This is a genomic window from Roseibium sp. RP-7, assembly GCF_053005225.1.
On the sequence record NZ_JBRKQA010000002.1, the window covers coordinates 1,582,482 to 1,602,894 of the forward strand.

Consider the following 20,413-nt stretch of genomic DNA (forward strand, 5'->3'; position numbering starts at 1 on the left):
CTGCTTCGGCGATCACTTTCGCCGTCAGCCGAACGCCCGGTACCCCTGCTCGGTCAGAATCCCATTCAACGGCTTGTCATGCGCTTCCGCGGAGACGCGGTCAACCTCCTGCACGGAAAAGGCAAGCCCGATGCACAAAAGGGGCCCGGAGTGTTGCAGCTGCGCAATTGTAATGTCGTAAAAAGCCTTGCCGTAACCGATGCGCGTGCCTTTGCCGTCAAAGCCGGCAAGCGGCATCAGAAGAACATCCGGGCGCACTTCCTCGGCAGAGGGGCCGGGTTCGGAGGTGCCGAAACCGGCGGAAACCAGTTCCGTATCCCGCTCCAGGCGGCGGAAGATGAGGCTCGGGCCGGTCATCACGGGCAGGCACAGGGGGTGCTCAAGCTGGCGCAGGCGGTCCATCAGCGGGCGCGGGTCAATTTCGTCCCGGATCGGCCAGAACCCGGCAACAACTGCTCCTGCCGGCAGCGGCAGATCTTCGGCGTGATCGCTGAGCATCAGGCTGTGTTCGATCCGCTCCACCTCCGGCATTGCCTTGCGGCGGGCAAGCACCTGCTTGCGGAGACTGTCTTTTTCGGCAGCAATGGAGGAAAGGTCGGTCATGGGGCCTCGAATAGAATGGATCGGCCCGCGTCCTGAAAAGGAAACGCGCAGCCGCCCGACCGTTGGATTTGCAATCCCGGGAAACCTACAATGTAGGTGGGCGCCGTATGCAACGGACCACGGCCCAGCGCAGGGACAGCTCCCAAGGGAATGCGTAAGGCCCCGGGGATAATGTTCCTGACGTATCGGGCAGCCGCAAGTACCGCATATAATCCGGTGCGACGGCAATTACCAGTGCGGCATGGATTTCATCACAAACGAAGTTGCGGGCACTCTCCGTTGCCGTCTGGCCGGATCGGCAGTCGCCTCAGGCGTTGTCCTGGGCCCGCAAGCTCTTGGAAAGACCGTCCGCAAGGCTTTCGATCCGAGCGGCGGCAGTATTGACGGCACGCGACAGCTCTTCCTCGTTCTGGCTCATGTTGTCGAGCGCAGCCACCTGCTGTTTCTTGGCATCGGCCAGCTGTTCTTCAAGCCGGGCGACCTTGCGCTCCAGTTCCGAAAGCTGGTCGGCCGCCATGATTCCGGCCATTACCGTCAGGCGCTGGTCGCCGATTTCGCCGAAGGCACCTCGCAAGTCGTTGATCCAGCCATCGAAACGGGCAGCAAGGCCCATCAGGCGTTCTTCCTCGCCGTCATCGCAGGCCATGCGGAAGGACTTGCCGTTGATGGTAACCGTGATCTGAGCCATATGCGCCTAGCCTCCGTGCGCGTCGAGCACGCTGCGGATGGTTTCCATTGCCGAGACGAGCCGCCGGGAGACATCCCGGTTGGCCTCTTCCAGCCGGGAAGCCCGTGCTTCGCTTTCATCGAGTGAGGCTGCCAGTTGGGAACGGTCTTCGCCGAGCCGCTGCAGGTCGTCCTGCAGGGCATTGAGCGACCTGTCTGCATCAAGACGGCGCTGGACAGCCGCTTCGAGATTGCCGACGGCTTTGTCCAGCCGCTTTACCGCATCGGCCAGGCTGGTCTTTTCCATGCAGTCGACATCCGCCATTAATTACGTCGTCCCAATCGTTCTTCTGCGGCGGTCCGCCCATTCCTTCCTAGGTCAGACTGGAGATTTGGCGCTTTCGACCCTGGAGTTGCTGCTCAAATTACGGGCATTTCAGAGAATGCGCGGCAAAGCACGTTTCACGGCGAAAAAGCAAATCTTTGTTAGAGCGTCGAGCTTAGGCACCGCAACTTCTCTCAGTCAATGCCACCATTGGCAGAATCCTCAACTCTATAACGCGTGGAAGAAAAAATTCTTCCCCGGCAATGCCCTCAAAAGACCCAAACCAGCTTTATTGACTCGGGTGCCGTTCCTGATATTTGTCTGGCGCCTGTTCGAGATTGACGAGTGTTAATTCTTGAGCAACGCACCTCAAAACAACCTTGCCGGGCTCTCTGCTTCGGCCAAGGGGGGCTCCAAAGCAAGCAACGGGACCACGATGACCGATCTTGATAAACACCAGCGCATGGCAAATGCGATCCGCTTTCTTGCCATCGATGCCGTGGAAAAGGCTAATTCCGGTCACCCCGGCCTGCCCATGGGCGCTGCGGATATCGCGACAGTTCTTTTTACCGAATTCCTGAAATTCGATCCGACATCCCCGAACTGGGCCGACCGCGACCGCTTCGTTCTGTCCGCCGGTCACGGCTCGATGCTGCTTTACAGCCTGCTGTATCTGCTGGGCTATGAAGACTTCTCCCTCGACGAGATCAAGAATTTCCGTCAGCTCGGCGCACGCACTGCCGGTCACCCGGAATACGGCCACGGCGCCGGTATCGAGACCACCACCGGCCCGCTCGGCCAGGGTCTCGGCAACGCGGTCGGCATGGCCATCGCCGAGCGCCTGCAGTCCACCCGCTTCGGCGAGGATCTTGTCGATCACTACACCTATGTGCTGGCCGGTGACGGCTGTCTCATGGAAGGCATCAGCCAGGAAGCCCTGTCGCTGGCGGGTCACCTGAAGCTCAACAAGCTGATCGTCATCTGGGACGACAACGGCATCTCCATCGACGGCAAGGTCGAAATCACCGATTCAACCGACCAGCAGGCCCGTTTTGCCGCCTCCGGCTGGAACACGCTCAGCGTCGACGGTCACGATCCGGTCGCCATTTCCGCTGCGATCCGCCAGGCACAGGCCAGCGACCGCCCGACCCTGATCGCCGCCAAGACCACCATCGGCTTCGGTGCACCGACCAAGGCCGGCACCGCGAAGGTTCACGGCTCGCCGCTTGGTGCAGACGAAATTTCCGGCACCCGTGCCGCGCTCAACTGGCCGCACGCGCCGTTTGAAGTTCCAAGCGACATTCTGGACGCCTGGCGCATTGCCGGCCTTCGCTCCGCCCAGGCTCACAAGGACTGGCAGAAGCGCTTTGCCGAAGCTGACGCCGAGACCCGCGCCGAATTCGAGCGCCGCAATCGTGGCGACCTGCCGGCCGGCTTCACCCAGGCCGTTCTGGACTACAAGAAGAAGCTCGCCGACGAACAGCCGACCATGGCGACCCGCAAGGCTTCCGAAGCTGTTCTGGGCGTCATCAACGAAATTGTTCCGGAAACCATTGGCGGCTCCGCCGACCTGACCGGTTCCAACAACACCAAGACGCCGCAAACCGCGCCGGTAACCCCGGACGATTTCTCCGGCCGTTACATCCACTACGGCATCCGTGAACACGGCATGGCGGCAGCCATGAACGGCATGGCTCTGCACGGCGGCCTTATCCCCTATTCCGGCGGCTTCCTGATCTTCTCCGATTACTGCCGTCCGTCGATCCGTCTCGCAGCCCTCATGGGCCAGCGGGTCATTCACGTCATGACCCATGATTCCATCGGTCTTGGCGAAGACGGTCCGACCCACCAGCCGGTGGAACATTTCGCCGCCCTGCGCGCGATCCCGAACCTGACCTTCTTCCGCCCGGCCGACATCACCGAGACACTCGAGTGCTGGCAGCTGTCGCTGGAGAACCGCGACGGACCGTCGGTCCTGGCACTGACCCGTCAGAACCTGCCGTCGCTGCGCAAGACCTATGAGGAAAACAACCTCTGCGCCAAGGGTGCCTATGTTCTGATCGACAGCGACGAAGACGCGGCCGTGACCATCTTCGCGACCGGTTCGGAAGTCGAAATCGCCGTCAACGCGCAAAAGGACCTGAGCACGGCCGGCATTGCCGTACGCGTGGTCTCCGTTCCGTCGTACGAGCTTTTCGAAGCACAGTCAGACGACTACAAGGCCGCCGTCATCGGCAACAGCCCGGTCAAGATCGCCGTTGAAGCCGGCATCCGCATGGGCTGGGACCGCTTTATTGGTGCGGACGGTATCTTTGTCGGCATGACCGGCTTTGGCGCGAGCGCGCCTTACAAGGAACTTTATGAGCATTTCGGCATCACGGCGGACGCCGTGGTTGCAGCCGCCAAGGCAAAGCTCAGCGTTTAACCGAAATCAATTCCCGGCACCAAGACTTCCTCCTATGGTGCCGGGCCTACGGGCACATCAAGTGCTTTTCAAGTGACCACACTATGTGGTTTTTAAATCGGTTTAGCCCCTTCTGAGGCACACCGAAGATTGCGGGAGTGGATTATGGTAACCAAGGTAGCAATCAATGGATTTGGACGCATCGGCCGCAATGTGCTGCGTGCTATCGTCGAATCCGGCCGCACCGACATTGAAGTCGTTGCGATCAACGATCTCGGCCCGGTCGAGACCAACGCGCATCTGCTGCGTTACGACAGCGTGCACGGCCGTTTCCCGGCAGAGGTCAAGGTCGATGGCGACACCATTTCCGTCGGTGGCGGCAAGCCGATCAAGGTGACCGCGATCCGCGACCCGAAGGAACTGCCCTGGGGCGAGCTTGGCGTTGAAGTCGCCATGGAATGCACCGGCATCTTCACCGCCAAGGAAAAGGCCTCCATGCATCTGGAAGCCGGCGCCAAGCGCGTTCTGGTCTCCGCCCCGGCCGACGGCGCCGACAAGACCATCGTCTACGGTGTCAACCACGATGCGCTGACAGCGAACGACCTGGTCGTATCCAACGCGTCCTGCACCACCAACTGCCTGTCCCCGGTCGCCTATGTGCTGAACGAAACCATCGGCATTGAAAAAGGTTTCATGACCACGATCCACTCGTACACCGGTGACCAGCCGACGCTGGACACCATGCACAAGGATCTCTACCGCGCCCGTGCTGCGGCCATGTCCATGATCCCGACCTCCACCGGCGCTGCAAAGGCCGTCGGCCTGGTACTGCCGGACCTGGCCGGCAAGATGGACGGTGTGGCCATTCGTGTCCCGACCCCGAACGTTTCCGTGGTCGACCTGAACTTCATCGCCAAGCGCGACACCACCGTTGAGGAAATCAACGAAGCCATCAAGACAGCCGCAAACGGCAAACTGAAGGGCGTGCTCGGCTACACCGAAGACAAGCTGGTTTCGATGGACTTCAACCATGACAGCCATTCCTCGGTCTTCCATTGCGACCAGACCAAGGTCATGGACGGCACTTTCGTGCGCATCCTGTCCTGGTACGACAACGAATGGGGCTTCTCCAACCGCATGGCCGACACGGCCGTGGCGATGGCAAAGCTCATCTGATCCCTGCCTTCGAAAGACGCCGGTTCATCCGGCGTCTTTTTTGTCGGTATGGATGTCTTTCCGGCAAAGCCGCAAAAAACTTTCTCGATTCAGGCATAGCCCCGGGGCAAAGGTCATGTAGACTGGAGCTGCAGACTTGCAGTTCAATCCTGGAGACGCCGTCATGACCGCTCTACTGGTCATTCTTGGGTCGTTGTTCGCGGTTGGTTGCCTTGTGGGTTTCGGGTTCTACTGGCTCGATATGAAGCGGGACAACGAACGGTTCCCTTCAGATCAGGACGATGAGCCTGATATGGGCAGCCTCAATACCGATGTCTTGCGAAAGCCGGATTCCCCGGCTGGAAATTCCTGAGTCCAATTGAAGGATCCTGACCATGACCACGCTGACTTTTCTGATCGTATTTGTTGTCCTGATCGGCGTCGGCTTCTATTTCGTGGAACGGTCGAAGGAACGCTCCGCAAGAAACACCAAACGGACCTGGCAGCCGGATGTTGATGGCCAAAAGTCCGAAACGATGGCCAACCTTCAATCACCGCCAGATCGATAACTCTCCCTGTTCGATCCTTATCCTTCCCGGAGTTCCCTGCTTGCTCGAACTGCTCACCGTCATTTCGCTGACCGTCGTGGTCGCAATCGTTCCCGGGCCCGACTTTGCCGTTGTCCTGCGCAATGCCCTCATCGGCGGACGGCTCGCCGGCATCATGACGGCGCTCGGCATCGCGCTGGCCCTCGGCGTACACGTCACTTACGCACTGGCGGGTATCGGCCTGATCGTTTCCCAGTCGATCCTGCTCTTCAACGCGCTGAAACTGATCGGCGCTGCCTATCTCGTTTTCCTGGGCGTCACCATGTACCGCACGGCATCTAAGGAGATGCCGGCCGACGGTGCCCTGTCCGGCATGTCGCCCTTCCGCGCGCTTCGCTGGGGCTTCTTCACCAACGTGACCAATCCGAAAGCCACCATGTTCGCCCTTTCGGTGTTTCTGCAGGTGACGTCTCCCGAAACGCCGCTCTGGACCCAGATCGGTTACGGCGTGATCATGGCGGGCGGCGTGTTCCTTTGGTTTGTTCTGGTGACCGTCTTCTTCACGCTTCCCGCCGTACGCCTCAAGTTCATGCGTGCCAAGCTCTGGATGGAACGGTCCTTCGGCATTCTCCTGACCTTGTTCGGCATCGGCATCGCCGTTTCCACCAACTCCAGCCGTCCTTGAAGACGGGCGATTTCCAACAGGTAAATCAATGGCTTTCAAAACTCTCGATGATCTGACTGACATTGCCGGCAAACGCGTTCTGGTCCGCGTCGACCTCAACGTGCCGATGGATGGCGGCAAGGTTTCCGATACCACCCGTATCGAGCGGGTCCTGCCGACCATCCGGGAATTGTCCGACAAGAAGGCAAAGGTCATCCTGCTCGCCCATTTCGGCCGCCCGAAAGGCGCGCGCGTTGCCGACATGTCGCTCGGCCCGGTCGCCCTGGCGGTTGCCGGCCTGCTTGGCAGACCCGTTGTCTTTGCAGACGACTGCATCGGCCAGGCGGCAAAGGATGCTGTCGACGTGATGGTCGATGGCGATGTCCTGCTGCTGGAAAACACCCGCTTCCATGCCGGTGAAGAAAAGAACGACCCGGACTTCGCCAAGGCTCTGGCCGCCAATGGCGACATCTATGTCAACGACGCCTTTTCGGCGGCACACCGGGCCCACGGCTCCACCGAAGGCATTGCCCGGCTTCTGCCAGCCTATGCCGGCCGCACCATGCAGGCGGAACTTGAAGCCCTGGGCTCCGCGCTCGGCAATCCTGTTCGTCCGGTTCTCGCCGTAGTCGGCGGTGCGAAGGTTTCTTCCAAGATCGATCTGCTGGAAAACCTCGTTGCCAAGGTCGACATGCTTGTTATCGGCGGCGGCATGGCCAACACCTTCCTGGCCGCACAAGGCACGGACGTCGGCAAGTCGCTGTGCGAGCATGATCTGGCCGAAACCGCAAAACGCATCATGACCGCAGCCGATAAGGCCGGTTGTGAGATCGTCTTGCCTGCCGATGCCGTTGTTGCCAGGGAATTCAAGGCCGGCGCGGACAACGAAACCGTTTCGCTCGACGCCATCCCGGCGGACGGCATGATCCTCGATGTCGGCGCAGCATCCATCGAAACGGTGAAAACCAAGATCGACGCCGCCAAGACCCTGGTCTGGAATGGCCCTCTGGGCGCGTTCGAGATCGCCCCGTTCGACACCGCAACCGTTGCGGCTGCCAAGCATGCCGCTGCCAACACCAAGGCGGGCAAGCTGAACTCCGTGGCCGGTGGCGGCGACACCGTCGCAGCGCTCAACCACGCGGGAGCGGCTGACGATTTCTCCTATGTCTCCACAGCCGGCGGCGCCTTCCTGGAATGGCTGGAAGGCAAGGAACTGCCGGGGGTGAAGGCACTCGAAGCCTGACATCGAAGCGGGGTGAAATCTGTCATGCAACGCTGTTTCACCAACATCCTGACCGAGGAGGTCGCCGCAACGGCGGCCTTCTATCAGGACCTCCTGGGCCTGCAGCCGCAATTCGTGTCCGACTGGTTTGTAAACCTTGCCGATGCCGATAACCCGGCCCTCGAGCTGGGCATCCTGAAACAGACCAGCGAGATTGTCCCGGCACGTGCCCAGCGTGCCACCGCAGGAGTGATCCTGACCTTTGTCGTCGACGACTGTTCAACGGTATACGAGCGTGCCCTGACACTCGGTGTGAACGTGGTCGAGGCACCTCGCGAAATGCCCTATGGCCAGATGAGGATGATTGTCAGAGATCCGGCCGGAACATTTGTCGATATCAGTTCGCCGGTTTAAAACTCGCCGGGCGGTGGTGCTGACCGCCTCAATTTAATTCGATCCGCAAATTAAATCTGCCAACACGTTTTCCGGCAGACCCTTGTATTTTAATTGATTTAAGCGAAGCCGGCCCTCTTTAAATGGCCACAAATCTTGTTAGAACCAGCGGGACTTGACGCACCGCAAAATAGGTGTCGTGATTTTTCGCGAACCTTGTCGGCTCATTGGAACCGGACCCTCTGGAGATTTTTGATGGCACGTATCACCCTCCGCCAGCTTCTTGATCATGCTGCTGAACACGACTACGGCGTTCCGGCGTTCAATATCAACAACATGGAGCAGGCACTGGCGATCATGGCTGCGGCGGACCAGACCGACGCCCCGGTTATCATCCAGGCCTCCCGCGGTGCCAGGTCCTATGCCCACGACGTGATGCTGAAGCACATGATGGACGCAGTCGTGGAAATCTATCCGCATATTCCGGTCTGCGTGCATCTGGACCACGGCAATGCTCCGCAAACCTGCATGACGGCCATCCAGGCCGGCTTCACCTCTGTGATGATGGACGGTTCTCTTGAAGCCGACGGCAAGACCCCGGCAAACTGGGACTACAACGTCGGCGTCACCAAGACCGTGACCGACATGTCCCATCTGGGCGGCATCTCCGTTGAGGGCGAACTCGGTGTTCTGGGGTCTCTTGAAACCGGCATGGGCGACAAGGAAGACGGCCACGGCGCGGAAGGCAAGCTCAGCCATGACCAGCTGCTGACCGACCCGGAAGAAGCCGTCAAGTTCGTGCAGGAAACCAAGGTCGACGCTCTTGCCATCGCCATGGGCACCAGCCACGGCGCCTACAAGTTCACCCGCAAGCCGGACGGCGAAATCCTTGCCATGCATGTGATCGAGGAAATTCACCGCCGCCTGCCGGAAACCCACCTTGTCATGCATGGGTCGTCTTCCGTGCCGCAGGACCTGCAGGACATCATCAACCAGTATGGTGGCCAGATGCCGCAGACCTGGGGTGTGCCGGTGGAAGAAATCCAGCGCGGCATCAAGAACGGTGTGCGCAAGGTCAACATCGACACCGACAACCGCATGGCGATGACCGGTCAGATCCGCAAGATCCTGAGCGAGAATCCGGGCGAGTTCGATCCGCGCAAATATCTGAAGCCTGCCCGCGATGCCATGCAGAAGCTGTGCATCGAGCGTCTGGAAGCCTTCAACACGGCCGGCCAGGCGTCCAAGATCAAGAAGATCGTTACGCTTGCCGACATGGCGAAACGCTATCAGTCTGGCGAACTGGATCCGAAGATCGCCTGATTTTCGGCCGGACCGGCAGAGAAATTCTTTCACTTTATTGAAAGAGGGGCCTTGCGTCCCTCTTTCGCCGTCTTTAGGGACAAAATCCCGATCAGACATCAATCAGGACCGCACAAGTGAACCGTCCCCGCCTCTTTCTCGTGACGCCGCCGGAATTTGACACCGCCGACATGGCGGCAAAGCTCAAACAGGCCTTCACCGGTGGTGACATCGCTTGCGTGATGATCTACCGCCCTGGCGCCAGCACCAAGGATCTGCAAGCCGCTGCCAGCGAACTTGTTCCGATCATCCAGGAAGGCGGTGCGGCGGCCATCGTCTATCGCGATACCCAGGCAGCCGGCCGCAGCGGCGCCGACGGCGTCCACGTCGACACCTCGCTGGAAGACCTGAAGCTGGCCGTGGAAAGTTTCAAGCCCGATCGTATCGTCGGCACCGGCGGCACCAAGCTGAAACATGATTCCATGGAATGGGCCGAAACCGGGGTCGACTACATCTTCTTCGGCAAGCTGGACCTGCCTGAAAAGGCCGAGGCCCATGACAGAACCCTGTCCAGCGCCTCCTGGTGGGCAGAACTGTTCGAAACACCCTGCGTCGCACTTGCCGGCAACACGCTAGAAACTCTGGGAGACGTTGCCGCGACCGGAGCAGATTTTGTTGCCCTCAAGGATGCTGCCTGGCAATCGGACACGGATATTTCATCCGTGATTGCCGAAGCCAATCGTATTCTGGACGCCCATCCCTTTCCTGAAGTCGAATAGCGAGAGCTGGATGCATGCCGACACCTGAAACGAGCCTACGCCGGAAACTTCACGCCCCCTTTCTGCTTGCGGCAGGGTTGCTGGCAGCTGGAATGCTGTCCTCCGTGTCGTTTTCTCCGGCCATTGCCCAGGACAACACCGGCACCAGCGAAACAACAGAGGCCGGTGACGCGGCGCCAGAGCCGGAGGTACCAGTAGGCCCGGATGGCAAACCGTTACCGGTGCTGATCGACGTCACGACCAAGGACAAGACACTGCTGAGCATTGTCGACGCGGGTCCGCCGAAACTGGAAGAAGGCGAAGTCGCCAACGCTGATACCGCGTACACCGCTTTTCAACGCGGCTGGTTCCTGACCGCGCTCGGTCTTGCGACCCCTTTGGCGGAACAGGGCGACAAGGCCGCCCAGGCCCTGCTAGGCGTGCTGCACGAGGCCGGGCTCGGCATTCATCAGGACAAGGCCAAGGCTGCCGACTGGTACAGCCTGGCCGCTGCCAAGGGTGATACCGGCTCTGCCATGCAGCTGGCCCAGCTCTATCTGCTCGGCACCGGTGTCGAAGTCGACAAGAAGAAGGCAGCAGACCTGTTCGAAGAGGCTGCCAACGCGGGCAATGCGTCTGCGCTCTACAATCTCGCCCTGCTCTACGAGGAAGGCGAAGGCCGCCCCTTCGACGAGAAGAAATCGCGAGAACTTCTGGAAGAAGCCGCCCAGCTAAACGATCCGGAAGCGCAATACGCGCTCGGCCTTTCCTATCTGGAAGCCCAGACCGGGCTGAACGACCCCGGCCTGGGTGCGTTCTGGCTAGGCCGTGCAGCCCGCCGCGGACACACCTCCGCGCAGGTTTACTACGGCATTCTGCGGTTCCAGGGTAAAGGCGTCGATCCGAACGAGACGGAAGCCGCCGACTGGTTCGAACGGGCCGCCACGTCCGGCAACCCGGTTGCGATGAACCGGCTGGCACGGACCTATGCCTACGGCCGTGGTCGGGAACAGGATTTTGCTGCCGCAGCGGGCTGGCACCTGATTGCCCGCACCTTGGGTGTTTCCGATTTCTCGCTCGACCGGATTATCGAAAGTCTGGACGAAACAACAATGGATGAAGCGCGCAAGCTGGCCGAACAATATTCGGCCACATTGATGGCCCCGTCGGAGGAGCCCGGCAAGGAATCTCCGTAAACCTTGCGAGGAAGCGCGGAATCGTAAGGATGTTTGCCTTTTTTCCTTGAACTCCACCGGCTTTTGTGGTGGACAGGCGCGAGCAAATTTCAGGCGCATCGGCGGCCCGCCGGTCTCGCCCTGCTAAAGGTTCTGTTGAGTTTTGGAGTTTTGTCGTGGTTTGGGTGGAGTTTCCACCGGACGCGGCGGATTTCTAATGGTCAACAGACCCTAAGATCCAAACAAATCAAACAGTCGGTCGTTCCATGAAAATCAACGGAAACGAAATAAAGCCCGGTAACGTGCTTCAGCACCAGGACACGCTTTGGGCGGTTGTCAAAGTCCAACACGTCAAGCCAGGCAAAGGCGGTGCCTTCGCACAGGTTGAAATGAAAAACCTGCTCGATGGCCGCAAGCTCAACGAGCGTTTCCGCTCCGAAGACAAGGTCGAGCGCGTCCGTCTGGAGCAAAAAGACTTCCAGTATCTCTTCACCCAGGAGGACATGCTGATTTTCATGGACACCGAAACCTATGAGCAGCTGGAACTTCAGGCTGACTTCGTTGGCGACCGCGCCGCTTTCCTGCAGGACGGCATGATGGTGACCGTCGAACTGCATGAAGAGCGCCCGATCGGCATCACCCTGCCGCAGTTCGTGACCCTGGAAATCCGGGAAGCCGACGCAGTGGTGAAGGGCCAGACCCAGTCTTCGTCCTACAAGCCCGCGCTCATGGAAAACGGCGTCCGCGTGATGGTACCTCCGTTCATCACCGCCGGCGAAAAGATCATCGTCGACACCGGTTCACTGGAATACGTCCGCCGCGCGGACTGATCTCCTCCCGGCAAGACTTCAAATTGGCGCGCCCGGATTTTGCCGGGCGGCGCCCAACAACAAGTGACAAACAATGGCCCGCACAGCTCTCCTCAACGTGATGGTTCAAGCCGCAACGAAAGCCGGACGCTCTCTGGTTCGCGATTTCGGTGAAGTTGAAAATCTTCAGGTGTCCCGCAAGGGACCCGGCGATTTCGTCTCGGCTGCAGACCGCCGCGCCGAGGACATTGTGCGCGCCGAACTGACCAAGGCCCGCCCGACCTTCGGGCTGGTCATGGAAGAAAGCGGTGAAGTTGAAGGAACCGACGGCCAGCATCGCTGGCATGTCGACCCGCTCGACGGCACCACCAACTTCCTGCACGGCATTCCGATCTTCGCCACCTCCATCGCATTGGAGCGGGCTGGCGAGATCGTGGCCGGGGTCATCTACAATCCGGTGATGGATGAGCTCTACACCGCTGAACGCGGTCGCGGCGCCTTCCTGAACGACCGTCGCCTGCGGGTTGCCGGCCGCACCGAATTGCATGAGATGGTGTTCGGCACCGGCCTGCCCTTCATCGGGTCGGGCGACCATGGCCGGACACTGCGCGAGCTGCGCTACATCATGCCGGAAGTCGCTGGCATCCGCCGCTGCGGCGCAGCTGCCCTCGATCTTGCCTGGACCGCGTCCGGCCGTCTCGACGGCTTCTGGGAGCGCAACCTGAACAGCTGGGACATTGCGGCCGGCCTCCTGATGGTGCGCGAAGCCGGTGGTTTCGTCACCGATCTTCAGGGCAAGAACAAGATGCTGGAAAGCGGCGATGTGGTTGTCGGCAACGAAGACGCCCACAAATACCTGCTGCAGCTCCTGAAAAAGGCGGCAACCCCGGCTCAGGGCTGATTGCCTCCAGCACTCCCCGGCAGCACTGCGACGCGAACACTTTCATCTTCGAAAAGCGCATGACGCTGACCTGAAAGAGGTGCGGCGCAAACCGCCCACCCCGGGAGACGGGCCCCACGGCCCGTCTCTTCATGAGAAGGCCTTTGGATAAACCCGACGGTTTTCGGGCTTTCCAGACTTTATTCGGGTCTCTTCGGCAATTCGAGGTTTCCAAGCCGTTAAAAATCACGCTATCAATCAGTTACGTCCAATTCAGGTGATTGATAACGCAATATGGCCCGTGAATTTGACCCCTACAGCCTGTCCAGTCCGCGGGCCTATCTGACCTTCATGATCATCTTTCTGGTGATCGTTGCCTTCATCGCCTTCATCCTGTTCCCGCAGATTTCGACGGCCTTCATGAGCAACCCGGGTCTGAATGGCCTGATCGTGCTTGTCGGCGTGTTCGGTGTGCTGCTGCTCTTCGGCCGCGTGATCCGACTGTTCCCGGAAATCTCCTGGGTCAACAGTTTCCGGATCGGCGACCCGGGCCTCGACACGCGTTCGCCGGTGCTGCTGGCGCCGATGGCTGCCCTGCTCGGCAACAAGTCCGGCGACATGGCCCTGACGCCAACCACCGCCCGTTCGATCCTCGATTCCATCGGAATGCGTCTTGAGGAAAGCCGCGAGATGTCGCGCTACCTCACAGGCCTCCTGGTTTTCCTCGGCCTGCTCGGCACGTTCTGGGGCCTGCTGCAGACCGTCAGCTCGGTCGGCGCGACCATCCAGTCGCTCGACGTCGGTTCGGGTGATGCCAACGTTATCTTCGAGGACCTGAAAGCAGGCCTGGAAGCGCCGCTGTCCGGCATGGGCACGGCCTTCTCGTCCTCGCTCTTCGGTCTGACGGGCTCGCTTGTGCTCGGCTTCCTGGATCTGCAGGCGGGACAGGCCCAGAACCGGTTCTACAACGAGCTGGAAGACTGGCTGTCCACGGTTACTGACATCGATCCGGAAGAAAGCCTGTTCAATGCCCCGGATTCACCCGGCGTCGAACAGATACAGGCCTCGATCTCCGCCCTGCAGAAAAGCGTTGAGGAAGGCGGAAGCAAGAATGCCAACCAGGCCATGGCCAATCTGGCCGAAGGCATTCAGGGCCTGGTGAAACACGTTCGCTCCGAACAGCAGATGATGCGCGACTGGGCCGAGGCCCAGGGCGAACAGCAAAAGCGCATCGAAGGGCTCCTGTCCTCGATCGCCGCCGCTTTCGACCGCGCGAAGGAGTAGACGATGGCCGGACTGGCAGGATTGCGCGCTCGCCGAAGGGCCCAGTCGACCGACTACTGGCCCGGCTTCGTTGATGCCATGGCGACACTGCTGCTCGTCATCATCTTCCTGCTGTCCATCTTCATGATCGCCCAGTTCTTCCTGTCGCAGCAGCTTTCGGGCCGCGACACGGTGCTGAACCGGCTGAATGCCCAGATCAGCGAGCTGACGGAGCTTCTCGCCCTGGAGCGCGCCAATTCCGGGGAGCTGGAAGACACGATCCTCGGCCTGCAGGCCAGCCTTTCCGATGCACAGAGCGAACAGACCCGGCTGCTTGGCCTTCTGGAAAACAGTTCTGGTGCAGCCGATGCCGCTGGCGGACGCGCCACCCAGCTGGAAAATCTGCTCGACGACGAACGTCAGATCAGCCAGGACGCCCTTGCGCAGGTGGAGCTGCTCAATCAGCAGATCGCGGCACTACGCCGCCAGATAGCTGCCGCTAACGCTGCTCTTGAAGCTTCCGAGGCAAAGGAAGCCGACAGCCAGGCCAAGATCGCCAGCCTCGGCAAGAGGCTGAACGCCGCACTGGTTCAGCGCGTGCAGGAACTGTCGCGCTACCGCTCGGACTTCTTCGGTCGCCTGCGCGAAATCCTGTCCCAGCGTTCCGACATCTCCGTCGTTGGCGACCGTTTCGTGTTCCAGTCCGAAGTGCTGTTCGACAGCGGTCAGGAAGACATCAACCCGGAAGGCCGGCAGGAGCTCGACAAGCTCGCAGACGCCATCCAGGAGCTCAGCGGTCAGATCCCGGACGAGATCAACTGGGTGCTGCGCGTAGACGGGCACACCGACGCCCGCCCCCTGTCGGGCACGGGGCGCCTTCGCAACAACTGGGAACTCTCCGCCGCCCGGGCCATTTCCGTGGTCCGCTACCTGATCGAACGCGGCGTTGACCCCAAGCGGCTTGTCGCAGCCGGGTTCGGCGAATTCCAGCCGCTGGAAGAAGGGGAAACACCGGACGCTCTGGCCAAGAACCGCCGGATCGAACTGAAACTGACGGAACGCTGAGACTCACGTCAGCTCAACGGATCCCGAGGAATGCACGCGTGATGTCGGGTGAACCGGGTATGCCGGCTTGACTTTTCCGCCCTCAGACGGACTTTTCAATTTCATGCAGATCCTCAAAGGCCATTGGCAGCTCATCCTCATTACCGCGGTGATGTTCCTCTTCTGGAACACCTTCCTGGTCGTGCCCTTGAAGATCCTGATCGTCTATCTCCATGAATTGTCCCACGCACTGGCTGCCATCCTGACCGGTGGTTCCGTGGAGGAAATCTCTCTCTCGCCCTGGCAGGGTGGCCATGCGATTACACGCGGTGGCAGCCGTTTCCTGACGTTGACGGCCGGCTATCTCGGCTCGCTCGCCATCGGCATGGCACTCTTGATGATTGCCTTGAAAACAAATGCAGACCGCATCGTGCTGGGCCTGCTCGGTGCCTTCACCTTGCTGGTCGCGCTGCTCTATATCCGCGATCTCTTTGCCCTCGCCTTCTGCATCGGCACCGGCGTGGCCATGCTGGCGGCTGCCCGGTTCCTCAGTGTCACGGTCAACGACCTGATCCTGCGCGTCATCGGCCTGACCAGCATCCTCTACGTACCTTTCGACATTTTCGACGACACCATCCGTCGCTCAGGTGCCCGTTCCGATGCCTACATGCTGGCGGAAGAGTTTGGCGGCCCCACGATTTTCTGGGGTGCACTCTGGCTGCTGGCAAGCCTCGCCATCATCTACCTGTGCCTCAGACACGGCCTCGGGAAGAGCAGCAACGTCGATTTCGGAAAGCGCGTTCAAAAGGGCTAGCGATTGCCGCTTGACCTGACCGACCGCAAAGGATGACCCTTGGCACACATCCTTACCGGAGACCGCCATGCTGGATCTGCGCCCCAATTGTGAATGCTGCAACAAGGACCTTCCACCGGAATCCGACGAGGCCTTTATCTGTACTTTCGAATGTACGTTCTGTGCGGACTGCGCCCAAAATGTCCTCAATGGCGCGTGCCCCAACTGCGGCGGCAATTTTCAGCAACGCCCAATTCGACCGGCAGCAGCCCTGCTGCGCCACCCAGCTTCGACACAACGGATTTTCAAGCCGGAAGGCTGTGGCCAGGGCACCTAGGGCGACTGCCTAGAGCAGATTGCCCCCGACAAAGATAATCAGAAGGCCTGCGCCGCTTGCGGCCAGCCTCTGCAAGGGCTTCCTGAAGCCTATGACCCCGTAGGAAACAAGGCCCAGCCCGAGGCCGATCTTGGCAGCGGCAAGCAGCGCCGGCAGCGGGCGGGCCGCAAGCTCCAGCACCGCCGGATTGGCGACCATGGCCAGAGGAATGATGTAGAGGCCAATGCCGAGCGCCATGGCGGAAAGAGCGACCTTCAGCCAGTTTTCACCAATCATCCCGGCGGCGATGAAGACGGCTCCGCAGACCGGCGGCGTGATGGTCGACAGCAGCGCGAACCAGAAGACGAAAAGGTGCGCCTGCAAGGGTTCCAACCCCTGCTGCATCAAGGCCGGTCCGGCAACGGAAACACAGATGACATAGGCCGCGGTCGTCGGCACTTCCATGCCGAGGATCAGACAGGCAAGCGCGGTCAGGAACAAGGACGGCCACAGGTATCCACCCGACCCGGACAGAATGAGCGAAGTGATCTTGACGCCGAGCCCGGTGATCGCCAGCACGCCGATGATGATCGAGGCACAGACGATGATCGCCGCGATGACCGATACCTGACGGGCCGAGTTCAAAGCCGCGCTTTCCAGCCGCAGCAGGATGTCCTTGAGTGCAAAGGTGCCTTGGGCGTTGAAGAAAAGCAGCGCGAAACCGGCCAGAATGGCAATGCAGGCCGCGTATTGCGGTGTATAGCGCGCGACGAACATGCCCCACAGCAGCACGGAGAACGGCACCAGGAAGAAGGCTGAGGTAATGGCCACCTGGCGCATTTGCGGCTGATCGCCCTGGTCGATGGCAGCAAGGTCATACCGCTTGGCATAGGCATTGATGCCCACCCAGACCGCGAAGAAATAAAGAATTGCCGGCAGCAAGGCTGCTGCCATGATCTGGGTATAGGGCACCCGTGTCAGCTCCACCATGACGAAGGCCCCTGCCCCCATCAAAGGCGGCATGATCTGGCCGCCGGAAGATGCAACTGCCTCGACGGCTGCCGCCAGTTTTTTCGGGTAGCCGAGCCGAGTCATGGCCGGAAGAGTGATTGCACCTGTGGAAGCCACATTGGCAGACGCGGAGCCTGAAATGGAGCCGAACAGCGCCGACGACAACACGGACACCTTGGCCGCCCCGCCCTTGAGCCGGCCTGCCGCCGCAGCAGCGACGTTCATGAACCCTTGTCCGGCTTCCCCGGCATTCAGAACCGCGCCGAAAATCACGAAAATGGCGACCACGCCCACCGAGACACCGGTCAGGCTTCCCCAGACCCCGCCTTCAGCAATGGTGAGCGTGCCGAGAAAACTCGCAAGCGGCGTGCCGGAGTGACCGAATTCACCCGGAATATGCTGGCCGAACATGCCATAGGCCAGTGCCAGCGCCGCCACCACCGGCAACGGCCAGCCGATTGCGCGACGCGCGCCCTCAAGCACAACCAGCAACAGGGTGCCGGCCATCCAGAACTGGAAGTCACCTTCCAGAAAGCCGTATTGGTCCGAAAGCGCGGACTGGTTGGCCACGATCCACAGACAGACGGCCACACCTGCAGCACACAGGACCGCACCGCTCACGCGCGCGAGAAAACCGCCTTTGGCAAAGATGAAGATCCATGGCAAGGCAAGTGCAAGATGAAGCGGCCGGCTGACGAGGTTCGGCACCAGACCGGAGAAGATCAGCCCGAGATGAAATACGACAAGCGCCGTTGCGAGAAGAAGCATGGCCATTCGCTGGAAGGGCGATGTCGCGGTGTCACCACTGGTCATGGGCTGGTATTTCTATCTGGTTGCGCAGCTTATCTGCCGAAGGGGCGACATGCCGCTGCACGGTTTCATTCTGTCAGAGCGCTCTCCCGCGCAAGGCAGGAAACTGATGCTTTTGGACAGTCCTGGAAGGGCCCGTTGGACGATTTCCGCCGAACCATTATGTCTGCTCGAACGATACGGGGCGCCATTTTCCGGCAGATCCTGCCATGGCGCCCCGCGTTCGGTCTTGTGATTTATTTCTGGGCGTCGGTCAATTCGATGCCGGCTTCCTGATAGTAGCGTGCGGCACCCGGGTGGATCTTGCCGGTGATATTGGCCATCAGTGCCTGATCGACACCGTTCCACCACGGGGCTTCTTCGCCCATCTTGGCTTTTTCGTCCCAGAAGGTCTTGGTCAGGGCATAGGCCGTGTCGTCGTCCATGGCGCTGGTCGTATAGGCAACGACCGGCAGCGAGGTGGTGACGATGTCCTCGGCCTGACCGGCATAGGTCCCGGCCGGAATGACCAGTTTCGAACGCTTGGTTTCGGCAATCTGGTCGTCGCTGAGCGAAAGCACTGTCACGTCCGCGGAGGCAGCCGCCTCGATAACATTCGGCGCGGGCCAGGAACCGGCGGTCACGAAACCATCGATCTGGCCGTTCTTGAGCGCGGCAACCGCATTGGAAAGTTCCGCGTCAGCGATGTTCACCTTGCCTTCGAGACCGAACATCTTGAGATATTTTTCGCCTTCCGTCGCACCGAAGGAGCCCTTGCCGAGAAGGATCGTCTTGCCTTCCATCCCGGCAAAGTCGGAAACACCGCTATCGGCCGACATGACGAAATGCATGGTCAACGACGGGATCGGGAACAGGGCACGGATTTCATCGAACTTCGGATCGCCCTTGCCTTCGAACATGGCCTTGCCGCCCTGGGCAAGGGAAACGAGCGCTGGCGGCGTCGTGAACACATAGTCACCACCGCGCGCCTTGGCTTCCATCACGTTCTGAACGGAGCCCTGGCTTTCTTCCACAGTGACAATCATGTCGCCATTGCTGCCGGCCTTGATGGCTTCCGCGATCTGGACACCCATCTGGTAATAGGAGGAACCGGTCTTGGCGGATTTATAGGTGATCCGCGTTTCCGCGTGAGCCTGGAACGAGCCAAAGGCGAGGGTCAGGCCAAAAGCAAGTTTCAAAAGTCTGTAGGTCATGAGCGTCTCCCGAATTTTTCAGGGAGATTATTGTGTGATCCTCAACGTGGCAACGCGTTTTCATATGATCTGGGTACGGCTCATGTCGAAAATTCAGCCATTCCACACCCTGGGCGGGCAAGCCGGAAACATGCGTCTGGAAGGTCAAACAAAAACCGCCGGCTGAACTCAGCCGGCGGTTCCAGAATTTGCAGAAAGCGGGAAGCGATCAGCGGTTTTCGTCGTCTTCTTCGTCTTCGTCCTGAGTTTCGCTCTTCAGCGAGTTCAGTTTGGCGAACACGGCATCGGCGTCGATTTCCTCTTCTTCCTCGCGCTGGATCGGCTTGGACGGATCGAGCGAGAAAGCAGCTGCGATAGCGTCTTCGCTGGTGCTGTCTTCGACGGACATCAGGGTCTCGTTGACTTCGCCCGCCATCGGCAGCGGAGCATTCTTCGCCGCCTTTTCGACTTCCATGTCCAGCTCAAGCTGGCTGCACAGGCCCAGGGTAACCGGGTCGGACGGCGTCAGGTTGGCAGAGTTCCAGTGGGTCCGGTCGCGGATTGCAGCAATGGTCGGCTTGGTGGTGCCGACAAGGCGCATGATCTGCGCATCCTTCAGTTCCGGATGATTGCGCACCAGCCACAGGATCGCATTCGGACGGTCCTGACGACGGGACACCGGCGTGTAACGCGGTCCCTTGCGCTTGGATTCAGGCACGACCACCTTCGAACCCTGAAGCTTCAGCTGATAGTTCGGATCTCTCTGAGCCTTTTCGACTTCTTCACGGGAGAGCTGGCCGGTCAGGATCGGATCAAGGCCCTTGATCCCCTGTGCGGCTTCGCCATCGGCAATTGCCTTCACTTCAAGCGGGTGCAGTTTGCAGAAGGAGGCGATCTGAGTGAAACTCAGCGCGGTATTGTCCACGAGCCAGACGGCGGTTGCCTTCGGCATAAGCGGCGTGTTCGCCATCAGATAAATTCCTCTCGTCTGCTCCCTCGCCCGGCAGGGCGAAAAAGCGGTGTTCCTTGATCAGTTTCCTGGAAAGTGGCCGGAATATATGTCGAAAAACACGGAAACGCAAATACTCGCGTAACAATCG

The 20,413-nt window shown here is 60.1% G+C and carries 22 protein-coding genes and 1 other RNA gene; 16 read left to right on the plus strand and 7 right to left on the minus strand.

The features are described 5' to 3' along the window. Window positions 1-24: 24 nt before the first annotated feature. The 4 genes from ACVDG9_RS21855 to ACVDG9_RS21870 form a co-directional block, all read right to left on the minus strand. Window positions 25-603: a 5-formyltetrahydrofolate cyclo-ligase gene (locus tag ACVDG9_RS21855; RefSeq protein ID WP_447238960.1), complete on the minus strand. Its 579-nt coding sequence runs from the start codon at window positions 601-603 to the stop codon at window positions 25-27. Window positions 604-647: 44 nt separating this feature from the next. After that, window positions 648-802, minus strand: a non-coding RNA gene (gene ssrS / locus ACVDG9_RS21860) — 6S RNA. A 108-nt stretch (window positions 803-910) separates the two neighbouring features. Next, complete coding sequence (locus tag ACVDG9_RS21865; protein WP_023003457.1) at window positions 911-1,291, minus strand: cell division protein ZapA; 381 nt, start codon at window positions 1,289-1,291, stop codon at window positions 911-913. Between the two features lie 6 nt (window positions 1,292-1,297). Beyond that, window positions 1,298-1,576 (minus strand): DUF4164 domain-containing protein, encoded by a 279-nt coding sequence (locus ACVDG9_RS21870; protein WP_023003460.1) that lies wholly within the window; start codon window positions 1,574-1,576, stop codon window positions 1,298-1,300. Window positions 1,577-2,030: 454 nt separating this feature from the next. Here ACVDG9_RS21870 and tkt point away from each other — a divergent pair, with 454 nt between their 5' ends. From tkt to ACVDG9_RS21950, 16 genes are all read left to right on the plus strand, one after another. Further along, window positions 2,031-4,019: a transketolase gene (gene tkt / locus ACVDG9_RS21875; RefSeq protein ID WP_152505523.1), complete on the plus strand. Its 1,989-nt coding sequence runs from the start codon at window positions 2,031-2,033 to the stop codon at window positions 4,017-4,019. 144 nt (window positions 4,020-4,163) lie between these two features. After that, window positions 4,164-5,174: a type I glyceraldehyde-3-phosphate dehydrogenase gene (gene gap / locus ACVDG9_RS21880; protein WP_447238961.1), complete on the plus strand. Its 1,011-nt coding sequence runs from the start codon at window positions 4,164-4,166 to the stop codon at window positions 5,172-5,174. Window positions 5,175-5,337: 163 nt separating this feature from the next. Continuing rightward, window positions 5,338-5,526: a hypothetical protein gene (locus ACVDG9_RS21885; protein WP_023003469.1), complete on the plus strand. Its 189-nt coding sequence runs from the start codon at window positions 5,338-5,340 to the stop codon at window positions 5,524-5,526. Between the two features lie 22 nt (window positions 5,527-5,548). Then, window positions 5,549-5,722, plus strand: a complete 174-nt coding sequence (locus tag ACVDG9_RS21890; RefSeq protein WP_173017298.1) for a hypothetical protein — start codon at window positions 5,549-5,551, stop codon at window positions 5,720-5,722. Between the two features lie 40 nt (window positions 5,723-5,762). After that, window positions 5,763-6,386: a LysE family translocator gene (locus tag ACVDG9_RS21895; protein WP_023003471.1), complete on the plus strand. Its 624-nt coding sequence runs from the start codon at window positions 5,763-5,765 to the stop codon at window positions 6,384-6,386. Window positions 6,387-6,414: 28 nt separating this feature from the next. Further along, complete coding sequence (locus ACVDG9_RS21900; protein WP_075282840.1) at window positions 6,415-7,608, plus strand: phosphoglycerate kinase; 1,194 nt, start codon at window positions 6,415-6,417, stop codon at window positions 7,606-7,608. A 24-nt stretch (window positions 7,609-7,632) separates the two neighbouring features. After that, entirely contained in the window at window positions 7,633-8,001 is a 369-nt protein-coding gene (locus tag ACVDG9_RS21905) for a VOC family protein (protein WP_077291765.1), read from the plus strand. A gap of 234 nt (window positions 8,002-8,235) precedes the next feature. After that, entirely contained in the window at window positions 8,236-9,303 is a 1,068-nt protein-coding gene (fba, locus tag ACVDG9_RS21910; protein WP_023003474.1) for a class II fructose-bisphosphate aldolase, read from the plus strand. A gap of 116 nt (window positions 9,304-9,419) precedes the next feature. Then, window positions 9,420-10,061 (plus strand): thiamine phosphate synthase, encoded by a 642-nt coding sequence (locus tag ACVDG9_RS21915; RefSeq protein WP_152509548.1) that lies wholly within the window; start codon window positions 9,420-9,422, stop codon window positions 10,059-10,061. Between the two features lie 14 nt (window positions 10,062-10,075). Further along, window positions 10,076-11,236: a tetratricopeptide repeat protein gene (locus ACVDG9_RS21920; RefSeq protein ID WP_447238962.1), complete on the plus strand. Its 1,161-nt coding sequence runs from the start codon at window positions 10,076-10,078 to the stop codon at window positions 11,234-11,236. Window positions 11,237-11,481: 245 nt separating this feature from the next. After that, window positions 11,482-12,045, plus strand: coding sequence for an elongation factor P (gene efp, locus ACVDG9_RS21925; RefSeq protein ID WP_006932138.1), 564 nt, complete (start codon window positions 11,482-11,484; stop codon window positions 12,043-12,045). Between the two features lie 73 nt (window positions 12,046-12,118). Next, window positions 12,119-12,925: an inositol monophosphatase family protein gene (locus ACVDG9_RS21930; RefSeq protein WP_077291762.1), complete on the plus strand. Its 807-nt coding sequence runs from the start codon at window positions 12,119-12,121 to the stop codon at window positions 12,923-12,925. 273 nt (window positions 12,926-13,198) lie between these two features. After that, window positions 13,199-14,188: a flagellar motor protein MotA gene (locus ACVDG9_RS21935; RefSeq protein ID WP_023003478.1), complete on the plus strand. Its 990-nt coding sequence runs from the start codon at window positions 13,199-13,201 to the stop codon at window positions 14,186-14,188. Window positions 14,189-14,191: 3 nt separating this feature from the next. Continuing rightward, a complete protein-coding gene (locus ACVDG9_RS21940) occupies window positions 14,192-15,232 on the plus strand; it encodes a peptidoglycan -binding protein (protein ID WP_023003479.1) in 1,041 nt (346 codons plus the stop codon). Between the two features lie 103 nt (window positions 15,233-15,335). Next, on the plus strand, window positions 15,336-16,025 hold the full coding sequence (locus tag ACVDG9_RS21945; protein WP_075282845.1) for a M50 family metallopeptidase: 690 nt from the start codon (window positions 15,336-15,338) through the stop codon (window positions 16,023-16,025). A 67-nt stretch (window positions 16,026-16,092) separates the two neighbouring features. Then, window positions 16,093-16,341 (plus strand): DUF1272 domain-containing protein, encoded by a 249-nt coding sequence (locus tag ACVDG9_RS21950; RefSeq protein WP_447238963.1) that lies wholly within the window; start codon window positions 16,093-16,095, stop codon window positions 16,339-16,341. Window positions 16,342-16,350: 9 nt separating this feature from the next. On the opposite strand, the gene ACVDG9_RS21955 is transcribed toward ACVDG9_RS21950, so the two are convergent. The 3 genes from ACVDG9_RS21955 to ACVDG9_RS21965 all read right to left on the minus strand — a co-directional run bounded on the left by ACVDG9_RS21955 (window position 16,351) and on the right by ACVDG9_RS21965 (window position 20,283). Continuing rightward, window positions 16,351-18,144: a TRAP transporter permease gene (locus ACVDG9_RS21955; RefSeq protein WP_447238964.1), complete on the minus strand. Its 1,794-nt coding sequence runs from the start codon at window positions 18,142-18,144 to the stop codon at window positions 16,351-16,353. 233 nt (window positions 18,145-18,377) lie between these two features. Further along, a complete protein-coding gene (locus ACVDG9_RS21960) occupies window positions 18,378-19,334 on the minus strand; it encodes a TAXI family TRAP transporter solute-binding subunit (protein ID WP_023003484.1) in 957 nt (318 codons plus the stop codon). A 208-nt stretch (window positions 19,335-19,542) separates the two neighbouring features. Next, on the minus strand, window positions 19,543-20,283 hold the full coding sequence (locus ACVDG9_RS21965; protein WP_055661191.1) for a DUF1013 domain-containing protein: 741 nt from the start codon (window positions 20,281-20,283) through the stop codon (window positions 19,543-19,545). Window positions 20,284-20,413: the final 130 nt, after the last annotated feature.

What these genes read in the sequence shown, in the direction of transcription:
- ACVDG9_RS21855 (WP_447238960.1), bottom strand. Translation starts at nt 603, where the DNA reads ATGACCGACCTTTCCTCCATTGCTGCCGAAAAAGACAGTCTCCGCAAG.
- ACVDG9_RS21865 (WP_023003457.1), bottom strand. Translation starts at nt 1,291, where the DNA reads ATGGCTCAGATCACGGTTACCATCAACGGCAAGTCCTTCCGCATGGCC.
- ACVDG9_RS21870 (WP_023003460.1), bottom strand. Translation starts at nt 1,576, where the DNA reads ATGGAAAAGACCAGCCTGGCCGATGCGGTAAAGCGGCTGGACAAAGCC.
- tkt (WP_152505523.1), top strand. Translation starts at nt 2,031, where the DNA reads ATGACCGATCTTGATAAACACCAGCGCATGGCAAATGCGATCCGCTTT.
- gap (WP_447238961.1), top strand. Translation starts at nt 4,164, where the DNA reads ATGGTAACCAAGGTAGCAATCAATGGATTTGGACGCATCGGCCGCAAT.
- ACVDG9_RS21885 (WP_023003469.1), top strand. Translation starts at nt 5,338, where the DNA reads ATGACCGCTCTACTGGTCATTCTTGGGTCGTTGTTCGCGGTTGGTTGC.
- ACVDG9_RS21890 (WP_173017298.1), top strand. Translation starts at nt 5,549, where the DNA reads ATGACCACGCTGACTTTTCTGATCGTATTTGTTGTCCTGATCGGCGTC.
- ACVDG9_RS21900 (WP_075282840.1), top strand. Translation starts at nt 6,415, where the DNA reads ATGGCTTTCAAAACTCTCGATGATCTGACTGACATTGCCGGCAAACGC.
- ACVDG9_RS21905 (WP_077291765.1), top strand. Translation starts at nt 7,633, where the DNA reads ATGCAACGCTGTTTCACCAACATCCTGACCGAGGAGGTCGCCGCAACG.
- fba (WP_023003474.1), top strand. Translation starts at nt 8,236, where the DNA reads ATGGCACGTATCACCCTCCGCCAGCTTCTTGATCATGCTGCTGAACAC.
- ACVDG9_RS21920 (WP_447238962.1), top strand. Translation starts at nt 10,076, where the DNA reads ATGCCGACACCTGAAACGAGCCTACGCCGGAAACTTCACGCCCCCTTT.
- efp (WP_006932138.1), top strand. Translation starts at nt 11,482, where the DNA reads ATGAAAATCAACGGAAACGAAATAAAGCCCGGTAACGTGCTTCAGCAC.
- ACVDG9_RS21930 (WP_077291762.1), top strand. Translation starts at nt 12,119, where the DNA reads ATGGCCCGCACAGCTCTCCTCAACGTGATGGTTCAAGCCGCAACGAAA.
- ACVDG9_RS21935 (WP_023003478.1), top strand. Translation starts at nt 13,199, where the DNA reads ATGGCCCGTGAATTTGACCCCTACAGCCTGTCCAGTCCGCGGGCCTAT.
- ACVDG9_RS21940 (WP_023003479.1), top strand. Translation starts at nt 14,192, where the DNA reads ATGGCCGGACTGGCAGGATTGCGCGCTCGCCGAAGGGCCCAGTCGACC.
- ACVDG9_RS21945 (WP_075282845.1), top strand. Translation starts at nt 15,336, where the DNA reads ATGCAGATCCTCAAAGGCCATTGGCAGCTCATCCTCATTACCGCGGTG.
- ACVDG9_RS21950 (WP_447238963.1), top strand. Translation starts at nt 16,093, where the DNA reads ATGCTGGATCTGCGCCCCAATTGTGAATGCTGCAACAAGGACCTTCCA.
- ACVDG9_RS21955 (WP_447238964.1), bottom strand. Translation starts at nt 18,144, where the DNA reads ATGACCAGTGGTGACACCGCGACATCGCCCTTCCAGCGAATGGCCATG.
- ACVDG9_RS21960 (WP_023003484.1), bottom strand. Translation starts at nt 19,334, where the DNA reads ATGACCTACAGACTTTTGAAACTTGCTTTTGGCCTGACCCTCGCCTTT.
- ACVDG9_RS21965 (WP_055661191.1), bottom strand. Translation starts at nt 20,283, where the DNA reads ATGGCGAACACGCCGCTTATGCCGAAGGCAACCGCCGTCTGGCTCGTG.